The organism is Conexibacter sp. S30A1 (genome assembly GCF_023330665.1).
Lineage (GTDB): Bacteria > Actinomycetota > Thermoleophilia > Solirubrobacterales > Solirubrobacteraceae > Palsa-465.
Genome location: NZ_CP097127.1, coordinates 1,516,405 through 1,535,367, shown reverse-complemented (window position 1 = coordinate 1,535,367; position 18,963 = coordinate 1,516,405). Strand labels below are relative to the sequence as shown.

Below are 18,963 nucleotides of genomic sequence, written 5' to 3'. Positions count from 1 at the left end.
AAGATGAACAATGAACAAGTAGCGGCAAGCGCCGCGACCATCCGTGCCGCCACAGATGTCGGTGGCACCTTCACAGACCTGGTCTATTTCGTCACCGACCACAGCACTGGCGAGCAGCGCGTGGTCACGGCAAAGGCGAATACCACTCCACCGGACTTCGAGCGCGGCGTGCTCGAAGTACTCATGCGCAGCGGGATCAGGATCGGAGAGATCAACTCGCTTGCCCACGGCACGACCGTCGTGATCAACGCGATAGCCGAGCGCAAGGGCGTCCTGACGGGCCTGATCACGACCAGGGGGTTCCGGGACTCGCTGGAGATCGCGCGCGGTAACCGTCCGGACTTTTTTAACCTGCACTACGTCAAGCCCGAGCCATTCGTACCGCGTTACCTGCGCCGCGAGGTGGAGGGCAGGCTGGCGCAGGACGGCAGTGAGCGCTGGCCCCTTCAGCTGGACGAGCTGCCCGCAATCATCGACGACTTTCGCCATGAGGGGGTGCAGGCCATTGCCATCTGTCTGTTGCACTCCTACGCCAACCCCGCACATGAACGGGCTGTGCTTGAGCACGTCCGTAATCTGTGGCCCGAGGTATCGGTTGTTGCCTCACACCAGATCACACGAGAGTGGCGCGAGTACGAACGCACCAGCACGGCGGTCCTCTCAGCCTACGTGCAACCGATCGCCGAGCGCTACCTGACGCGACTCTCAGGCGGCATGCGCGAGCGTGGCTTCGGCGGGCAGCTGTACATCGTTCAGTCCAACTGCGGCGTGGACTCGGTGGAGAAGACGAGCGAGGTCCCAATCACAATGGTCGAGTCCGGCCCCGCCAGTGGCTTCTGGGGTGCTGCCGAACTCGGACGATTGATCGGCGAGTCCAACGTCCTTGCACTTGATATCGGAGGCACCACAGCGAAGTGCTCGCTGATCGAGGGCGGCCAGGTCAAGATCACCTCCGACTACTGGATCGAGCGCAGCCGCCTCTCCGCCGGCTACCCGATCCTCGTTCCCGTCGTTGATCTCGTGGAGATCGGCCAAGGCGGAGGCAGCATCGCCTGGGTGGATGACTTCGGCAAACTCCACGTCGGGCCACAGTCCGCCGGTGCGCTACCCGGGCCGGCAGCGTACGGGCGGGGCGGCACCGCTGCGACCACGACCGACGCCAACCTCGCGCTCGGCCGCATCGACCGCGACTACTTCTGCGGCGGTGAGATCGAGGCTGACATGGACTCGGTTGAGCGAGCCCTGGGTCCGATCGCCGGGCGGCTCGGGCTGGACATCACCGAAGCCGCACGCGGCATCGTGCGGATTGCTAACAACAACATGGTCAACGCGCTCAAGCTCGTATCGCTAAACCGCGGCTATGACCCGCGCGACTTCACGCTCGTCGCCTTTGGCGGCGGCGGCGGCATGCACGCGGCAGCGCTCGCGGCCGAACTGGGCATGCGCAAGGTCGTGATCCCACGCGCCGCCGAGGTCTTCTCGGCCTGGGGCATGCTGATGAGCGACCTGCGCCGCGACTACTTCATCACCCGCCTAGTCTCGCTCGCCCCTGATCAGGGAGCCGCGATCCGCGCATTGCTCAGAGAAGCGGTTGACGGAGCGCTCACGCAGTTCTCCGATGAGGGCATCGAGCCAGAGCGGATCAGCTTCCGCCAATACGGGCGGCTGCGATACGAGAACCAGGAACACAGCGTCGAGGTCCCTATACCCGACGGGCAGTTACATGCTGTTGCGATCAAAGATCTCATCGACAGCTTCCACCAAGCCTACGAGCGCGAGTACACCTACAGACTTGACGCCCCGGTCGAGTTCGTCGGCTTGCACGTCGTGGCGAGCGCCGAGGTCGGCAAGCTCGAACCCACGCGGCTGGCCGTTACCGGCCGCAGCCTCGAGGACACGCGGCGACCGAACCGCCTGGTCGACTATGCCACCGAAGGCATCCATGAGGCAGCTATCTACACCGGCGAGCTGCTCGAGCCCGGCATGAGCTTCCCTGGTCCGGCTGTTGTCGAGACCAAGGGCACGACGGTCGTCGTGCACCCAGGCAATGAGCTCACCGTCGATGACTACGGCAACCTCCACATAACTCTCTCATGAGCCAAACACAGAATCAAGCGACCGTCGATCCGATCACCCTCGAGATCATCCAGAGCTCGTTGCAGTCCATCAGTGACGAGATGTTTGCCGCTTTCCGCAAGACGGCAATGAGCGCGATCATCTATGAGGTTCTGGATATGGGCACCGCGATCACGGATGCCAGTGGCAACCTCGCCTCATCCGGTGCCGGCATTCCGGCCTTTGTCGGCGTTCTCGACAAGGCCGTGCAGCGTGTACTTGAACTCCACGAGCGCGACGAGATCACACCCGGAGACATCTTCGCCACCAACGACCCCTACTACGGTGGCGTCACTCACCTCAACGACGTGGTCCTCGTGATGCCGGTGTTTGCTGGCGAGCGGATTATCGCCTGGACCGCGAACATCGCTCACTGGAATGACATCGGCGGCATGGTCCCCGGCTCAATCTCCAACGAAGCGACGGAGATCTTTCAGGAAGGGCTGCGTCTGCCGGCAGTCAAGATCTTTGACCGCCACCAGCCAATCCGTTCCGTGTTGGAAATCATGAAAGCCAACAGCCGACTACCGGACTTCCTTCAAGGCGACATGTGGGCGGGAGTTGCGGCTGTACGAGTCGGCGAGCGTCGGATCCTTGAGCTGATCGACAAGTACAGTGCCGAAACCTTCAGCACCGCGCTTGAGAGCTTCATGAACTACGGCGAACAGGTCGCTCGCCAAGCGCTGCGCGAGCTCCCGCAAGGTCTCTTCGAGCTCGAAGAGGAGCAGGACAGCGGAGCTACCTACAAAGTGACCGTGGAGATCAGCAACGAAGAGTTCATCGTCGACCTCAGTGACAACCCCGACCAAGATGCCGGTCCGAACAACGCGTCCCGTGACGGTACGATGGTCGCGGCGCAGATGATCTTCATGAACATCACGGGCGCTCATGAGTCAGCCAACGCTGGGCACTTCCGTCCCCTAAGGCTGCTGACCCGACCGGGGTCTGTCTTTGACCCGCGGCCGCCAGCCGCCTTTGGAACCTATTACGAGGTCGAGATTCGCATCTACGACCTGATCTGGCGCTGCCTCGCTCCCCACTTCGAAAAGCTGCCTGCCGGCAGCTTCGCTTCGATCTGCGGCACGTTCATCGGTGGCAGACACCCGGACACCGGTCGGCACTTCACGATTGTGGAACCAGAGATTGGCGGCTGGGGTGGATCAGTCACGCACGACGGTAACTGCGCCATCTTCAGCGGGTTCCATGGAGACACGTTTAACTGCCCGGCCGAGGTGGCCGAGGCACGCTACGGCCTCTACGTGGAACAGCTCGCACTTGGCGAGGAGTCTGGCGGAGAGGGTGAGCATCGCGGCGGCAAGGGGATCGTGCTCGACTACCGCGTGCGAGCTGACGGCTGCTTCTTCACCTGTGCCTACACCCGCAACAAGCACAAGCCATGGGCGCTCCACGGGGGTCGCGAGGGCTCGCCTAACTACGTCGAGGTCATTCGGCGAGATGGCCACATCGAGCAGTACGCCGTCGTCACCGCACTCGAGGTCAACGAGGGCGACATCATCCGCGTGCACACCGGCACCGGCGGCGGCTACGGAGACCCACGCCGACGCCCCCGTGATCTGGTGCGCGAAGATCTACGCAACGGTTACATCACCGCCGAGATCGCCCGAACGGTCTACGAGCTCGCTCCGTGAATAGCGAAGCGGCCACAGACCCGATTACCCTCGACATCATCGCTGGAGGGCTGCAGGCGGCCGGGGAACAGATGTTCGTCGCTCTACGCAGAGCGGCGATGAGCGCGATCATCTACGAGGTACTCGATGCTGGCAGCGCGATCACAGACCCTGCGGGGGATCTAGTCTCCTCAGGCGCAGGGATACCAACCTTCGTCGCCGTCCTCGACCGGGCAGTCAAGTGCATCCTCGCTTTGCACGGACGCGAGGAACTGCGTCCCGGTGATGTTTTCCTGACCAATGACCCTGCGTACGGCGGCGTCACACACCTAAACGATGTCGTTGTCGCGCTGCCGGTATTCGCCGGTACAGAACTCGTGGCCTGGGCGGCAAATATCGCGCACTGGAACGACGTGGGCGGCATGGCCCCGGGCTCGATATCCACAGACGCCATAGAGATTTTTCAAGAGGGACTCAGACTGCCCGCCGTGAAGCTGATCGACGCTGGCAGGCCACTGCGATCAGTCTTCGACATCCTGCGCGCCAACAGTCGTCTGCCGGACTTCCTGACCGGAGATCTGTGGGCGGGAATCGCGGCCGCGCGAGTTGGTGAGCGCAGAATCCTAGACCTCGTGCAACGCTACGGCCAGCGCGCAGTTGAACGGGCGATTGACCGAGAGATCGCCACCGGCGAGCAGCTGGCTAGACATCGGCTGCGCGCGCTTCCCACCGGCCGCTTCGAGCTTGAGGAGGAGCAAGACGGCGGTGCTGTATTCACTGTCGCTGTCGAGATACGCGACGCCGAGTTCATCGTCGATCTGAGGACGAACCCGGACCAAGATGAGGGACCAACGAACCTCTCACGTGACGGTGCGACGATCGCCGCGCAGATGGCGCTGATGAATATCATCGGTCTGCAGGGCTCCGCCAACGCTGGCCACCTCCGGCCCTTGACCGTGCTTACTCGGCCCGGATCGGTGTTTGATCCAACCCCCACCGCGGCCTGCAGCCTTTATTACGAGACGCGCATAGCGCTCTACGACCTGATACTGCGCTGCCTCGCCCCGCACCTAGGTGACCGGCTGCCTGCCGGAAGTTTCGCTTCGATCTGCGGCACGTACATCGGTGGCCGACACCCGGACACCGGTCGGCACTTCACGATCGTGGAACCAGAGATCGGCGGCTGGGGGGCTTCCCAAAGCCATGATGGCAACAGCGCGCTTTTCAGCCCGGTGCACGGCGACACCTTCAACTGTCCGGCTGAAGTGGCCGAGGGTCGTTACGGACTCTATGTCGAGCAGCTGGCGCTGAGTGGCGCTTGCGGTGGTGCTGGCGAGTACCGCGGTGGGCGTGGCATCACCCTCGATTATCGAGTGCGCAGCGACGGATGCTTTCTGACCCTTGCCTATCGACGCTCCGAGCACCCTCCATGGCCTTTGCTTCGTGGCGAACCTGGATCATCCAACTACGTTGAGGTGCTTCGCAGGGATGGTCGGACTGAACGTTACCGCGCTGTTACCACGCTGCCGCTGTCCGCCGGCGATCTGATACGGATCCACACCGCCAACGGCGCCGGTGTCGGCGACCCACGACGCCGCGACCGCGCTCGTGTGCTCGAGGATGTGCGCAACGGTTACGTGTCGACGGCAGAAGCCCAGGAGGTATACGGTTGCACCCTTTGACCTTCGACGCCAGCTCCGACCGCGAACTCATCGCCCGAACCGAAGCTCTCGCTGAGGCGCTGCTGACCGACGCGGTGGGACGCAGGCGGTGGCGGGAGCGTGTTCAGGGCGAGCGGGTCGCGCGGCTGCTGCGCGATCCGGAGGGGCTCACCTTCGTCCTGGCGCTCACCGACGAAGTTCTCCGCATCCGCGACGATAGCCGTGCGGCCAGGTACCTCGAGGCTCTTGTCGCTGAGAGCAAAAGCCCGCGTTTTCTGGGACCGATCGATCGCCAGTTGCTGCGAGTTGGGGTCGTCGCCGCGGCGCGCTACCCGCGGATCATCATGCCCCTTGTCAAGGCGCGAGTGCGGGCCGAGCTTGCGAGTTTCATCGTCGCCGCCGAGCCGCGGCCGTTTGCCCGCCACCTACGGCGGCGTGCGGAGGCTGGCACGAAGTTGAACATCAATCTGCTTGGCGAGGAGATCCTCGGCGACGAGGAGGCAGAGCACCGACTACAGACGGTGCTCGAGCTGCTGCGCCGCCCAGACGTGAACTACGTATCTGTGAAGGTGTCAGCCGTTTGCTCGCAGCTGAACATCGTGGCGTTTGATCACGAGGTGGAGCGTGTCGCGGCTCAGATACGTCGCCTCTACGACGAAGCGCTGGCGCACCGGACTGCGAAGTTCGTCAACCTTGACATGGAGGCTTACCACGACCTCGAGCTCACGCTCGCGGTGTTCCAGCGAGTACTTGGCGAGGAACGCTACGGCGGTTTGGACGCCGGGATCGTGCTGCAGGCCTACATACCGGACTCCTTTGCCGCGCTTGGCGGGCTGCTCGAGTGGGCGCGTACCCGCCACCAGCGCTGGGGTGGGCGCATCAAGATCAGAATTGTAAAGGGCGCCAACCTCGCCACCGAGCAGGTGCAGGCTGAGGTGGCCGGACTGCCTCAGGCGCCCTTCACGGACAAGGCTGATGTCGACGCCAACTACAAGCGGATGCTCGACGCCATCCTTGACCCCGCTAACGCCCAGGCAGTTCGGGTCGGTGTCGCAAGCCACAACCTGTTTGAGGCAGCGTGGGCGCTGACCGTTAGCGAGGACCGCGGCCTGAAAGCCATGCTTGAGCTCGAGATGCTTGAGGGCATGGCCCCGTCAATCGCCGCTGCCGTCCAGGCGCGGGCAGGTGGGCTGCTGCTCTACACCCCTATCGCCCGCCGGGCCGACAGCGAATCGGTGATCGCCTACCTGATTCGCCGTTTTCAGGAGAACGCCGGACCGGAGAATTTTCTGCACCACCAATTCGACCTGCGGCCGGGCACCGCATCGTGGCTGCGCGAGCGGGATCGCTTCCGTGTCGCCGTAAGTGAGCGCCACCTCACTCCCGAGCGCACGCGACGCACGCAGGCCCGGGGCCGAGACCCACAACGGGGCACGCAGGTGTCTGAGCTAAACAAAGCCTTCGAAAATGAGCCAGACACCGATATAGCGATCGCCGCCAACCGGAAATGGGTAGCCGAGCAGATGCGGCCGTTGGCCGAGCTAGACGTGCAGCTGGTGCCTGTTGTCGCAGCCAACCGCACCATCTGCGACGGCGTTACCAACGAGGGCCATGACCCAGCGGTACCCGGGCAGGTCGCCTATCGTTGGGTCCAAGCCGACGAGACACTCGTGGACGAGGCTGTGACGACCGCGGCCAAAGCGGGCGAACGCTGGCGGTCCATGCCCATCGCCGAGCGCCACGCCCTGCTTCACCGCGTAGCCGACGGTCTGGCTCAGAATCGCGGTCGACTGCTCGGAGTAATGGCCAGAGAAGCCGGAAAGACCTTCAGCGAGGGTGACGCCGAGGTCTCCGAGGCGGTCGATCTGGCACGCTTTTACGCCGACACGATCCCGGGCCTGCGCGACCCTTCCGAGCAAGTCCGCTTTCAGCCTTACCGCACAGTGGCGGTCGTGCCGCCTTGGAATTTCCCGCTCGCCATTCCCGGTGGTGGCGTGTTCGCGGGTCTCGCCGCCGGCGCCGCCGTAATCTTCAAACCCGCCCCTGAAACCGTAGCCACCGCCTGGTTGATAGCCGAGATCGCTTGGGCCTCCGGGATCCCACGGGATGTGCTGCAGTTCCTGCCGACTGCCGACGGTCCCGCTGGCCGCCATCTCATCACCCACCAGGGGATAGAAGCGATCATCTTCACCGGCTCGTGGGACACGGCACGGCTCTTCCTCGGCTGGCGGCCTGACCTTCCACTTCACGCTGAGACAAGCGGTAAAAACGCCATTGTGATCACCGCCGCCGCCGACTTGGACGCGGCTGTCACAGATCTCGTACGCTCCGCGTTCGGGCACGCTGGCCAGAAGTGCTCGGCGGCTAGTCTCGGCATACTTGAGGCCTCAGTCTACGACGACCGTCGTTTCATGCGCCAGCTATCCGACGCCGTGCGCAGCCTCAGGCCCGGCCCGGGATGGGAGCTCACATCGACCATGGGACCGCTTATCCGGGCGCCAGAGGGACCACTCAAGGATGCTCTCAACCGACTCGAGACCGGCGAGCGCTGGCTGGTCGAGCCACGAACCCTCCAAGCCAACCCCTGCCTCTGGTCGCCAGGTGTCAAGCTCGGAGTAAGGCCGGGCTCGTCGTTCCACCTCACCGAATGCTTCGGGCCGGTCCTCGGGCTCATGAGGGCTGCAGACCTCGATGAGGCGATAGCACTACAGAACCAGCCAACCTACGGGCTGACTGCCGGGCTGCACTCCCTCGATCCGGCCGAGATAGCTATCTGGCGGGAGCGCGTCCAAGCCGGCAACCTCTACGTCAACCGTCACATCACTGGGGCAATCGTTCGTCGCCAGCCTTTCGGAGGTTGGAAACGATCCGTCGTCGGCCCCGCGGCCAAGGCCGGCGGCCCCAACTACGTCGCCAGTCTCGGTACCTGGAGCGGAACTTTCACCGGATCAGCAGAAGAGTTCGAGGCCGCAGTCCTCCGCTACGCCCGGCACCAAATGCAACCGCGCGACGAGACGGGCCTCCAAGCCGAGGCCAACGTCTTCCGCTACCAGCCGCTGGAGCGCGTGCTGATACGAGCCGGTGCCGACGTGGATGACCGCGAAGTCGAGCTAGCGCTCGCCGCTGCCCGCGCATTCGGCGCGGCGGTCACCGTCTCATCGCCGGCAAACCGGCGGCTCTCGGCGATCGTCGTTGTCGAAGACGAGAGCGAACTCGCCGATCGGCTGAGGCGAGCAAACGCTCAGAAGCTTCGGCTGCTCGGGCACGCCGGCCCTCAACTCCGGCTAGCTGTCCACGACTCCGACATCTGGCTCGACGATGTCGCCGTCGTCGCTGATCCTCGCCGCGAGGCTCTGCGGTGGGTGCGAGAGCAGGCGGTGAGCGAGACACGCCATCGGCACGGAAACATCACGAACCGGCGTCCTGGACTTGTGTCTCTGACCGGACACTGAGTGCCCGTCGGTGTTGCCGGTCGCCTGTTTGGTGCTGGCTGGTATTCGCTGGGCACTGATACGGGTCGATGAAACCGGAGGTCGGCGGCACGAGCGCAGCTGACTGTGCCCGCTTCGCGAGTCGGTGGCAGCCAGATTCCGGGGAGGTCGCTCTCGGCCCTCTTTATGCGGTCGGACTCGAGTAGCTCGGGCCGCACTGTGTCCCGAAATGTGTCCCGAACTCGGCAATTCTGACCTGCGAGAACCGCATAGAACTTGATCTGACCACCGAGAAAGTGGGCATTTGCAGGGCAAATAGGGCACTTGTAATGAGGCGGTTGTCGGTTCGAGTCCGACAGCGGGCTTGACAAAAGGCCTGTAAAGCGGCGTGTTTATAGTTGCTGGACGTGATGGCTCGGGCGAATGTGTCCCGGGTTTTCTCCCGGGATCTGCGCGGGATTCGCGTCATGGTGAGGGTGGCGCCGAGCCAGTCGCGCGCCGCGTCTTCGGGGTTGAGCGTGCCTGTGAGCTGGTCTGGTGTGCGTGTGCCGGCTGCTGGATGGCGGGCGGGTGCTCAGGAAGATCGGCCCGGCCTGGACCTAGCGTGGACGGCCGTTTGACGGTTTCTACACCTGGTCGGTCGTGACGAGGTGCACGCCGCATCGCAGAAGCAGTGCCTGGCAGGGCTGTCGCGCATTGGGGTATGACCTGGTTATACTCGATGTTGTGAAGACCGCGATCTCCGTCCCGGATGAGACCTTTGACCGTGTTGAGCGCGCTGCCGCCCAGCTCGGTGTCTCTCGCAGCGAGTTCTTCGCGCGGGCTGCTGAGCGCTGGCTGCACGACCTCGACGATCCGCAGACCACTGATGCGATCGATCGAGCGCTTGCCGGGATCGTGCAGGACACGGCGTTCACTGACGCCGCGGCAGCCGCTGTGGCTAAGCGCGAAGCGCGGACGTGATCGCACGCGGCGAGGTCTGGTGGGGTGATCTCGGCCTGCCGCGCGGGTCGGCGCCCGCGCTTCGCAGACCGGTTCTGGTCATCAGCGCTGATCAATACAACCGTTCACGGCTGCAGACGGTGACGGTTGCGATCATCACAACGACCCAGAAGCTGGCAGGGCTGCCAGGCAACGTGATCATTCCCGCAGCCGTGAGCGGCCTGACGGAAGACTCGGTGCTGAATGTCACCCAGATCGCCACCCTGGACCGTGGCGCGCTCGAGGAGAGGATCGGGACTGTCCCTGACTGGCTGCTGGCGCAGGTCGACGCCGGCCTTGCCCGCGCACTCGGGCTCACAAGACCCTGAACGCCCTCTCGTCGACTCGATTTCGGGCTGGAGGGCCTCCCTCTCAGTGCCGTCAGCGGCGCCAGTCCCAGTATCCGGGATCGGCTGTGAGCGTCGGATCCCAGCACCAGCTACCAGCGACTGTCTTAGCCGACGTGTGAGCGTCGTTGGCAGGACGCCAGAGCCTGCGCGGCGGACGGAGCTCTCCGCGCGGGCATGCGCAAACGGAGCTGGTGAGGATCGAGCCTGGTGTTGCCGTTGTAGCGCCGGGATTGAGCGGGCCCGGCGACAGCGTGTCCCGAAATGTGTCCCGAACTCGGCAATTCTGACCTGAGAGAACTGCACAGAACTTGATGGGACCACCGAGAAAGTGGGCATTTGCAGGGCAAAGAGGGCACTTGTAATGAGGCGGTTGTCGGTTCGAGTCCGACAGCGGGCTTGACAAAAGCCCTGTAAAGCAGCGTGTTTCTAGTTGCTGGACGTGACGGCTCGGGCGAATGTGTCCCGGGTTCTCTCCCGGGATCTGCGCGGGATTCGCGTCATGGTGAGGGTGGCGCCGAGCCAGTCGCGCGCCGCGTCTTCGGGGTTGAGCGTGCCTGTGAGCTGGTCTGGTGTGCGTGTGCCGGCTGCTGGATGGCGGGCGGGTGCTGAAGAAGATCGGGCCCGCCTGGTCCCAGCGTGGGCGCCTGGCTGGCGGCTTGTCGACACGATTGTGCGCGCGAGCGATCAGAGCTGCTCGGCTGGACGGTCGTCGAGTCAGTTGACCAACAGCCTGTATGTCGCCTGCGCTCGCCTGATGTCGTCGGCCGCGTATATCCGTCCGAGAAGAGGGTCGCCCAGGTTGAGGGGTTTCTCGATCCGACGCAGCCAGGTGGTCTCCGTTTTGCGCATCTGATCGCGCATCTCTAACGGATCGTCGACGTAGGAGAGGAGCGCGACGAGGTCCTGGCGCTGAGCGTCAGGGTCTTGGTGCACGAGCAGCGACCTGGCCTTGATGAGGAGCCGCGCCGAGCAGTGTGGGGACGGGTACGTTCGCTCGCGAGCCGTCTGTTGAGCGCCGTTCAGTTTGATCACGTTGGCGCTGTTCTCGATGAGCATCGGTGGGTGCGGTACGAAAGAAAAAGTAAGTCGCTTTGAGCGATGGAATCGTCGCTGGTGGCGTGCTCTTCGGGACCGCGGCGTGACTGGCGGGCTCACGCGAGCACGCGACGCTTGGAAGGCGGGCAACGAGGCAGGCAGGGCTGGTTGGTGGTGCGCGCGGGGGGGCTGGCTGCGACGAAAGCCACAGGCTACGGCGCAGGTGGCGGGTGTCCGTGCAGCAGCCCGCCGGTCAACCACACGGCACGCTCCCACGGGCCGAGGTGGTCTGCACCGAAGCGCAGCACCCACGCCCGGACGGCGAGCATGATCGCCTCGACCGCGTCGCCGAGCCCGCTGCCCGCGGGGGTCACGGCACCCTGCTCTGGGTCTAGCATGACCAGCTGGCGGGTCGCGCACGCCCGCAAGCTGCCGGCGCGTGCGCGACCCGCGCGCAACCACCCACGGACGGTGCCCTCTGGCCGCAGGAGCTGGCGGGCGATCACGCGATGCCCATGTCCGCTCGCCGCCAAGTAGAGCGCCTCGCCGATCACCTCCGCGCCGTCGCGTCGGCGCGGAAGCAGCCAGGCGGGACACAGCACGTGCGTGCAATCGCACCGTCCGCACCGTGCGCGTCGTGGCGTCAGCGACCGTGTGCCGTCACGCATCCGGATCTCGCGCGAGCGCGCGAACCCCCACGGCGACAGCGGCCCCGAGCACGCCGGGCACGCCAGCTCCCCGGCCGCCGCCAGCGCGGCCTCCACCCGCTCCTGGGTGATCGCGATCGAAAGCATCAAAGATCTGTTGCCGGCCCACCACCGCCGAACTCTCCCAGACACGGTCACGGCCAGGAAGGGGCAGCTCGTGTTGCACATCTACCACACCCCACGCCACGAGCCACGTTCCGACACGGCCACCTCATGATCACCATGAACGGCGCGAACACGCCGTTTCATCAGCAAATTGAACGGCGTCCAACAGCCGTCGTCCATCACGACCCGCATCGGGATGGTGCGCTGGAGAGCTTGGGTGCAGCCCGGGATCGGGACCGTGCGCCTGCCAGGCGAGGTTCTTGGCGTGTCTCTGACTCCGTCTGGAGCGAGCAGGTCGACCTGCAGGTCGTCGCGTTCGTAGACGAACGCTATGTCCGGTTCGATCAGGTTCGTCGGTGGGAGCTGCTGGAACCCGAGCCTCTCCAGGCTCGCGGCGACTTCTTCCGTGGAGCTCGGTGTTCGGCGACTGTTCGCGAGGATGTCAATGTCGGTCGTGGTCCGCACGATGATGTCTCTGCCAGCTGTCGTGCGGTGCGCTCTACGTGGCCCTGATCACGGTTTCCTCCTCGGATCTGATCATGAGAATTCCCCACCTCGGCCGGGTGTGAGCTGACGCGCCCGCAGGCGGTGAGGGCGAGGCCCGAGGGCCGAGCCTGAGCCCGTCTGCGGGCGCGCGCGGGCCGTTCTGTCGGGGGGTCTCCCTCATCGTCGTTGGTCCCTGAGGCCATCGACGAGTGAGGAGGACGATGTGGAGATACATGCGTTGGCGAAGCGTGGCTGGTGCTGTACCTGAGTGCAATGGAGCGGGCCTCCGTCAAGCGGCAATCCGGGGATCCGTTCTCAGAAGCGAACGCATGGGCGATCCTCGACATCGCCTCCGGAGGTGATCCGCGAACTCTGAACAACGTCGGGGTCCGCTCGCGCACGGCCGCGACCGCAGGCAAGTTGCCTCACGGCCGCGGGTTGTCGCCAGAGGCATAGCCTCGCTTGGGTGTCGGTGAACTCGGTAGACGATAGTCCGCGAGTAGCGCCTTCCCGCAACTCGGGCCTCTCGCCGGCGGCAACGGGATGCGGGATGCGCGGGGCGAGGGGGGGAATGCGGGTCAGGTCTGTCTGGCACCGTTAGGGTTCGTGGCGGGTCACGGTGCTGATGCGATCGATCGACTTGTCGAAGGACAGGATCTGCTCGATTCCGGTTGCCTCGGCCTGCGCGATTAGATAGGCATCCGCGAAGTCAAGGCGGTCGACCTCGTAGACCTCCAGCGCGCGAAGCAGAGTCGCCGGATCAAGCGTCTTGATGGTCGGTAACGCGATCGCGGCGCGCAACAGCTCGGCCACACGGTCGCGCGGCACTTCGTAGAAAGACTCGAGCACGTAGACGCACTTGGCGACGATCAGGTCTGCAAGTAGCAGCTCATCGGAGTCTGCGAGCGCGCGGGTGGCGCGAGCAGCCATCTCCGGCGGGTCGCCGGTGAGATGCCGGATCAGCACGTTGGTGTCGAGGAACTCGGTCAGCGCCGCCGCCCCACGCGCGCCGCTCGCGTCTGGCGCAGGACTTCATCCCACGGTGTTCCCCGCTTGGCGGCGGGCACCGGAACACTGCCTGCCAGGTCGAGGAAGTCCGGGGTCTTTGCGACCACGGCCCGCGAACGCTGGACCCTGAACAGCAGCTCATCTCCCTCATGTAGCCCGAGCGCGTCACGGACGCTCTTCGGAATCGTGATCTGCCCCTTCGACGTGATCTTCGCACTCGAATCCATCCCAAAATCTCCTTACCTATTGCTGAACGTAAGGATAGCGACCTCAAGCCATCAAAGCGGCGCGTTGCAGGGAAGCCGGCCGTGCAGAGAGCGGCAGCCCGGTGCCGCGTCTTATTTCGGTCGCGTGCTGTTGCGGCGGCGAAGCGACGGCAGCACGCAGTCTCTGCGTGGCTCCTCGCTTGTTTTCGTGGGTAGCGTCCGGTGGAGGCGGTAGAAGTGGTGTAACGGGCGCCTGGGGGTCGGAGTGGTTCCGACCACCGTGGTGCTCATCCTCGATGGGCTCCACCAAGAGTCGATCGAGAAGGAGCACCACGATGGTCGTGGAGCAGAGCATGACGGTTTTTGATGTTGTTGCGGGGGTGCGTGATGGTCGTCTTGACGATTTCGTCAGGGAGGCGGTCGCGTTGTTTGTGCGCGAGTTGATGGAGGCTGAGATCACTGGGGAGATCGGTGCTGGCCGGGGCGAGATCGCGCCGGGGTCCAGGGCGAGCTACCGGAACGGGTATCGGTTGCGGTTGTGGGAGACCCGGGTTGGGGAGATCGAGCTGCTGATCCGGCGTAAGCGCTCAGGGGGGTCCGTTTTTCCCGTCGTTTCTGGAGCCCAGGCGTCGGTCGGGGCAGGCGATCGTTGCTGTTGTGATGGAGGCGTATGTCAACGGGGTCTTGACCTGGAAGGTTGACCGGCTGGTGGAGCAGCTTGGTGTTGAGGGGATGAGCAAGGACCGGGTCTCGGCGATCTGCCGTGGGTTGGATGAGCAGGTCAAGCTGTTTCGCACCCGGCCTCTGGATGGCGCCTACCGGTATCTGTGGTTGGATGCCAAGCACGTGAAGGTCCGTGACCACGGCCGGGTGGTCTCGAAGGGTCTGGTGGTCGCCTACGCGGTGCATGAGACCGGGGTCAAGGGAGGTGATCGGCCTTGATATCGGGGAGGTGGAGTCAGGCGCGTTCTGGCTGGAGTTCCTGCGCTCGCTCAAGCAGCGTGGCCTGCAAGGGGTGCAGCTGGTCATCAGCGATCAGTATGAGGGACTGAAGGCAGGCGATCGCCCGGACGATGAGCTGCCTGTGACAGCGTTGCACGGTGCATTTCACCAGGGATATGGTGATGCACTGCCGTCGCGACCAGCGAAACCTCGTCGCCTCAGCTTTGCGGGCGCGCTACTGGCCGAGCAGAACGACGAGTGGGCCCTCAGCCGCCGCTACCTCTCGTTCGAGTCAATCGCGCTCGTGCTGGCCACACCCGCCGACACGGCCACCGAACCGACGGTGCAGGAGCTCCCCGTTGCAGCCTGAACCCATCAACACGGCGCGCACGCGCGTGACGGCCTTCGGCCTCGCACCCGGGGGCTCGGCCTCAGCCGGTCACGCGCGTCACCCCAGCAAGGAGGTGCCGCTCACCCGCAGGTGAGACCCGTCCACCGCCATCGAGGGTTACACCACTACAGACGACTTGACTATCGCCGGGATCGAACGGGCCGGTGACTTTCGGTGAGGGAGCCCTCAGTGTTCAGGAACCCCACCATACTGGCGCCACGCGACCCGCGTAGGCGCCGCCATCACCACGGTACACGGCGCTGACGCCCCAACGGCCACCGCCCGGCCTGTCGCTCAACACCAGCCTGCCACGAGGGCAGCGGGCGTGTCGCCCACCTGTGCGCTACCTGTCAAAACTTCCTCAGACGCGGAACGCCCCGCTCACGCTCGGAACCCGGTGCTCGCCGTGTCCACAGCAATGCCAGAAGACCTGACGTGAGTCAGGTCGACCGGCTCCGCGATCTACGCGGCTCGCACCTTCATTGCTCGATCTAGTGCCGGTTGCAGCCAGGTGTGCGGCACCAGAGCCCTGGACGCCTGTCGGGACCGCGCCCCAAGACTCCAGATCAGCTGGAAGCCCCGGGGCGCGGCTCGCGCTCGACTACGTGCAGGCGTTGCTTATCACTGGCCCTTCGAACTCCGGGTAGCCCAGCGAGGGCTGCTGATCGCTGCCGTACTGGGCAAAGCCACCGAAGTCGTTCACGCCGGCCCCAGTGCTCACGTTCCCGAACTCGAGCGTGCACGATGCCGTGCCGTGAGCTCCTGCGGCGGGTGTTGTGACACGCGTCCAGTACGGGTAGAAGGCGCCGGGAGCGTTGGGCGGTGGCAACGCGCAGCCGGTGCCGTTTGCCTGGCAGGTCGACTCACTCAGCGCCGTGTCGGTTTGCATGAAGAACTGCTGGTACTGCTTACCGCCGCTGGTTGGCAGCTGCTGCACGAAGCTCCCGGGGAGCGTCGCCGTGGGCTGCGAGCCCGTCGGCCACTCGGGCCAGTAGGAGCTGCCGTCAAAGTCGAGGTCGCCGTTCTGAGCGAAGTCGTCTAGGCAGCCGGCCACAAGGTCCGGCGGTGAATTCAGGCTGCCATGCGTGTCGCCGGCCGGGTAACACAGCGCATCTGACGGCTCGACGCTACGCGTGCCGTCAGAGTTGCCTCCGGCCGACGCCTCATACGGTCCGTTGCAGGTGTTGTAGAAGGTGTCGGTGAGGCCTGGGCCGAGCGTGAGTGTGCTGGCACTGGTGACCGACGTGCAGGGCGTGAAGTGCCCGATCTCGAACTCGGTCGAGATGTTAGTGGCAAGCGCTGCCCACGGCACGATGTTGGCCTTGGCGGCCGTCGCGTACTCCGGCTGGAAGTTGAACGGAGTCCCGTTGCAGGTTAGAATCGACGTGTTGGCAAAGCCGTTGGCGGCCGATGCCTGCATGTAGCCGGTCTTGCCTGTGGTCAAATCGTTGATCACGACCTCAAAGGCGTGCCCACCTCCGGAGACACGAGCATCGTACATGTGGACGGTGATCTGGTCGCCTGGGTTCATCATCAGCGTGTCTTTGTTGGGCGTGAAGCTCGCCAGGTTTGACTCCTGCGGTCAGGGCGGCCCTGTGGGTACACCGTTGGTCTGGATCCAGGCGAAGTTGACCGGCTCTTCGCAGCCCGGGTTGCAGGTCGCAAAACCAGTTGTGCATTCGAGGCTGTCAATCGTCAGCGCTGCACACCACTGCGAGTCGTTACAGCTGGTCGAGTCGGCAAAAGGTGGAAAGCCCGGCGGATAGAGCTGCAGCTCCATGAAGGCCGAGCCGCCGCCCGCGTAGCAGCCGCTCGTCTGCAACGGCGTGCAGGTCGGCGCGTTGCTATCGCTGAGCGGAGTACAGGAACTCTGTGGGTAGGAGTTCGGGTCACACATCGCCATCGAGAACCACGGCGCAGCCGTCAGCTCAAACCAGTGCGAGACATCCGAGCCCGGGTGCTGGACAGTCGGCGCCGCGCTCGGATCGCGCGGTAGGGTCTCGGTCCAGGTGACGTTGTTGCCGGAACCCTGGGCCGTTGAGAGAAACGTCATGTCCGGCTCGTCATGGCCGATGTAGACACCATTGTCATAGAAGCGGCCGTTCCAGGTGTTGGGCGTCCATGTGCTGAAGCCGCGGATGTCCGTACAGTTCAGCCGCCGGTTGACGGAGGTCTGCAGCGTACTCTGGCCGTTGCAGTCAAGCTCACCAAAGCCTGACGGTTTGAGGGGCCCGGCCGCGGCAGTGCCAGCCGCTCCAAGCCAGATCAAGGCGCTCAGCAGTAGGCCCGCGCCCAGGTGAGATAACAGTTTTGACGACATCTGCCCTCCTCGACAGTCGTCCCCTCTTGGTATGCGCGCGATCCTAACCGCGCCGCCAGAGCGTTGCAAGCGTAGAGCCCCAATGAGTTCGTCGGCCGGCCGAGGATCGGATCGACCGGCCTCGCGAGCGGGTAGCTCGGTGAGACGTTGGATGAGCCCGAGTGCGGCCTTGGCAATGCGATCCTCCGGCCCGAGCCGCTGGTCGGGGGTCTCGGGGCTTTGACGTGGTTAGGATGAGCGTCGGGTTCCGCGCTTGAACTGGTGTCGCGCCGGCTGAGCAGGACTCGGTGGTAATGCGCGGGTCGGCGACGCGCCCTGCGCCTGCTTGACAAGGTGCGGCTAAGGAAGCGTCAGTCGATAAGTCGCGGTTTGATGAGGTAGTTCCACTCGCCGTGGAACTCGTCCGGGGTTAGGTTGACCGCGGCCAGTTCAGCGTCGGGGACTTCGACGCCCCGCTGGTAGGTGTTCTCATCGAGCTGGGCGTAGACCTTCAACCCCGCGGTTGAGGTCGTCGCGCCGATCAGCTCGACGATCACTTGACGAGAGACGAGCGGCCGTCCACGCCAGTTTCTTGAGATGTAGCTGAACAGGCGGTGCTCGATCTTGTTCCACTTCGACGTTCCGGGCGGGAAGTGGCAGACCTGGATCTGCAGGCCGGTCTGATCAGCGAAGCGCTGTAGCTCGGTCTTCCATAGCCTGGTCCGGTAACCGTTAGAGCCGCCACAGTCCGCGGTGATCGTCAAGGTCTCAGCGTTGGGGTAGCGCGGTTTGCCGAGCTGCTCCCACCAGCTTCGGATCGACGCGACCGCGAACTGTGCAGTGTCGGCGTCGATCCCGACGCTCACCCACCCCTCGTCGTTGGCGATGTCATAGACACCGTAAGGGTTGACCTTGCCCAGCTGTTGGTCCTTGAAATCATGAACCCGAACCGGGATCGGATCGCCCTTCGCTCGCCACTCGCGCCCACCGTTCTTGAAGTCCCCGACCAGCTCCTTCTTCTTGGTGTCCACAGACACCGCCGGCTGCCCAGCGCTGAGCGCCGTCTGGACGGTCCGGTTGATATGACGAAACTGAGCGTCGCGATCGGGATGACTAGATCCCTCCTTGGTCTTGCGGTTGGCCTGCAAGCTGTAACCAAGGGACCGCAGATACCGCGCGACCGTCTCGTGGCTGACCTGATGGCCTTGATCGCGTAGCGCACCAGCGATCGACCTGACGCTCTTCGCGGTCCACAGAAGCGGCGACTGCGGGTCACCACGAGCATCATCCCGGACAAGCCGCTCAAGATCCGTCAGCAACGTCGGATCGCTCTCACTCAACGCCTTCGGGCCCCCACCACGCACACGAACCCGGCCGTGCTCGATCGACTCGCCAGCCTGGACCTCACGCACACCACGGCGGACCGTTCCCTCATTCAGGCCAGTCGCACGAACCACCGCCGCCTGACCACCACGACCATGCGAAAGCGCCTCCGCACCAGCCCACAACCGCCGCTGACGCTCGTTCAGATCACCAGCCAACGCCCGGTAACGCTCCCCGATCGCACGCTCATCGATCACACACAAAGAGTTCTACAAAACCCACAAAACTCCTTGAC

General features: G+C 64.5%; 16 protein-coding genes and 1 pseudogene. 9 read left to right on the top strand and 8 right to left on the bottom strand.

From position 1 onward, the window contains the following. Positions 1-3 precede the first annotated feature (3 nt). The 6 genes from M3M54_RS07655 to M3M54_RS07630 all read left to right on the top strand — a co-directional run bounded on the left by M3M54_RS07655 (position 4) and on the right by M3M54_RS07630 (position 10,145). Positions 4-2,097, top strand: coding sequence for a hydantoinase/oxoprolinase family protein (locus M3M54_RS07655; protein ID WP_249021578.1), 2,094 nt, complete (start codon positions 4-6; stop codon positions 2,095-2,097). Next, positions 2,094-3,764, top strand: coding sequence for a hydantoinase B/oxoprolinase family protein (locus M3M54_RS07650; RefSeq protein WP_249021577.1), 1,671 nt, complete (start codon positions 2,094-2,096; stop codon positions 3,762-3,764). Before M3M54_RS07655 ends, M3M54_RS07650 begins: the two co-directional genes overlap by 4 nt. Then, complete coding sequence (locus tag M3M54_RS07645) at positions 3,761-5,425, top strand: hydantoinase B/oxoprolinase family protein (RefSeq protein WP_249021576.1); 1,665 nt, start codon at positions 3,761-3,763, stop codon at positions 5,423-5,425. The genes M3M54_RS07650 and M3M54_RS07645 overlap by 4 nt, the downstream gene beginning before the upstream one ends. Next, on the top strand, positions 5,422-8,856 hold the full coding sequence (locus M3M54_RS07640; RefSeq protein WP_249021575.1) for a bifunctional proline dehydrogenase/L-glutamate gamma-semialdehyde dehydrogenase: 3,435 nt from the start codon (positions 5,422-5,424) through the stop codon (positions 8,854-8,856). Before M3M54_RS07645 ends, M3M54_RS07640 begins: the two co-directional genes overlap by 4 nt. 705 nt (positions 8,857-9,561) lie before the next feature. Then, positions 9,562-9,798: a ribbon-helix-helix protein, CopG family gene (locus M3M54_RS07635; protein WP_249021574.1), complete on the top strand. Its 237-nt coding sequence runs from the start codon at positions 9,562-9,564 to the stop codon at positions 9,796-9,798. Continuing rightward, positions 9,795-10,145, top strand: a complete 351-nt coding sequence (locus tag M3M54_RS07630) for a type II toxin-antitoxin system PemK/MazF family toxin (protein ID WP_249021573.1) — start codon at positions 9,795-9,797, stop codon at positions 10,143-10,145. Before M3M54_RS07635 ends, M3M54_RS07630 begins: the two co-directional genes overlap by 4 nt. Positions 10,146-10,880: 735 nt before the next feature. Here M3M54_RS07630 and M3M54_RS07625 read toward each other — a convergent pair. The 5 genes from M3M54_RS07625 to M3M54_RS07605 all read right to left on the bottom strand — a co-directional run bounded on the left by M3M54_RS07625 (position 10,881) and on the right by M3M54_RS07605 (position 13,734). Then, positions 10,881-11,222: a hypothetical protein gene (locus M3M54_RS07625; protein WP_249021572.1), complete on the bottom strand. Its 342-nt coding sequence runs from the start codon at positions 11,220-11,222 to the stop codon at positions 10,881-10,883. Positions 11,223-11,413: 191 nt separating this feature from the next. Further along, positions 11,414-11,995 (bottom strand): DUF6431 domain-containing protein, encoded by a 582-nt coding sequence (locus M3M54_RS07620; RefSeq protein WP_249021571.1) that lies wholly within the window; start codon positions 11,993-11,995, stop codon positions 11,414-11,416. Positions 11,996-12,076: 81 nt separating this feature from the next. Then, positions 12,077-12,478 carry a hypothetical protein gene (locus tag M3M54_RS07615; RefSeq protein ID WP_249021570.1) on the bottom strand — a complete coding sequence of 134 codons (402 nt, stop codon included), beginning with the start codon at positions 12,476-12,478 and terminating at the stop codon, positions 12,077-12,079. Positions 12,479-13,096: 618 nt separating this feature from the next. Further along, positions 13,097-13,489, bottom strand: coding sequence for a PIN domain-containing protein (locus M3M54_RS07610; RefSeq protein WP_256465843.1), 393 nt, complete (start codon positions 13,487-13,489; stop codon positions 13,097-13,099). Further along, positions 13,486-13,734, bottom strand: a complete 249-nt coding sequence (locus tag M3M54_RS07605; RefSeq protein WP_249021568.1) for an AbrB/MazE/SpoVT family DNA-binding domain-containing protein — start codon at positions 13,732-13,734, stop codon at positions 13,486-13,488. The genes M3M54_RS07610 and M3M54_RS07605 overlap by 4 nt, the downstream gene beginning before the upstream one ends. A gap of 275 nt (positions 13,735-14,009) precedes the next feature. Between M3M54_RS07605 and M3M54_RS16920 the strand changes: the two genes are divergently transcribed. The 3 genes and pseudogenes from M3M54_RS16920 to M3M54_RS07595 all read left to right on the top strand — a co-directional run bounded on the left by M3M54_RS16920 (position 14,010) and on the right by M3M54_RS07595 (position 15,025). After that, a complete protein-coding gene (locus M3M54_RS16920) occupies positions 14,010-14,414 on the top strand; it encodes a transposase (RefSeq protein ID WP_371878628.1) in 405 nt (134 codons plus the stop codon). After that, positions 14,326-14,655 (top strand): annotated as a pseudogene (locus tag M3M54_RS07600) (transposase); the annotation flags it as partial. The gene M3M54_RS16920 and the pseudogene M3M54_RS07600, both read left to right, overlap by 89 nt. Beyond that, positions 14,642-15,025 (top strand): transposase, encoded by a 384-nt coding sequence (locus M3M54_RS07595; protein WP_249021567.1) that lies wholly within the window; start codon positions 14,642-14,644, stop codon positions 15,023-15,025. The pseudogene M3M54_RS07600 and the gene M3M54_RS07595, both read left to right, overlap by 14 nt. A gap of 622 nt (positions 15,026-15,647) precedes the next feature. Here the strand turns inward: M3M54_RS07595 and M3M54_RS07590 are convergent. The 3 genes from M3M54_RS07590 to M3M54_RS07580 all read right to left on the bottom strand — a co-directional run bounded on the left by M3M54_RS07590 (position 15,648) and on the right by M3M54_RS07580 (position 18,925). Further along, complete coding sequence (locus tag M3M54_RS07590; protein ID WP_249021566.1) at positions 15,648-16,577, bottom strand: hypothetical protein; 930 nt, start codon at positions 16,575-16,577, stop codon at positions 15,648-15,650. Positions 16,578-16,628: 51 nt separating this feature from the next. Further along, the gene (locus M3M54_RS07585; protein ID WP_249021565.1) at positions 16,629-17,315 is read right to left on the bottom strand and encodes a hypothetical protein; all 687 of its coding nucleotides are present in this window, start codon (positions 17,313-17,315) and stop codon (positions 16,629-16,631) included. Positions 17,316-17,716: 401 nt separating this feature from the next. Next, positions 17,717-18,925, bottom strand: coding sequence for an ISAzo13 family transposase (locus M3M54_RS07580; RefSeq protein ID WP_249021564.1), 1,209 nt, complete (start codon positions 18,923-18,925; stop codon positions 17,717-17,719). Positions 18,926-18,963 lie beyond the last annotated feature (38 nt).

Excerpts from the sequence above, each read along its gene's own strand:
- M3M54_RS07655 (WP_249021578.1), top strand. The coding sequence starts at position 4 with ATGAACAATGAACAAGTAGCGGCAAGCGCCGCGACCATCCGTGCCGCC.
- M3M54_RS07650 (WP_249021577.1), top strand. The coding sequence starts at position 2,094 with ATGAGCCAAACACAGAATCAAGCGACCGTCGATCCGATCACCCTCGAG.
- M3M54_RS07625 (WP_249021572.1), bottom strand. The coding sequence starts at position 11,222 with ATGCTCATCGAGAACAGCGCCAACGTGATCAAACTGAACGGCGCTCAA.
- M3M54_RS07620 (WP_249021571.1), bottom strand. The coding sequence starts at position 11,995 with ATGCTTTCGATCGCGATCACCCAGGAGCGGGTGGAGGCCGCGCTGGCG.
- M3M54_RS07605 (WP_249021568.1), bottom strand. The coding sequence starts at position 13,734 with ATGGATTCGAGTGCGAAGATCACGTCGAAGGGGCAGATCACGATTCCG.
- M3M54_RS16920 (WP_371878628.1), top strand. The coding sequence starts at position 14,010 with ATGGGCTCCACCAAGAGTCGATCGAGAAGGAGCACCACGATGGTCGTG.
- M3M54_RS07590 (WP_249021566.1), bottom strand. The coding sequence starts at position 16,577 with ATGAACCCAGGCGACCAGATCACCGTCCACATGTACGATGCTCGTGTC.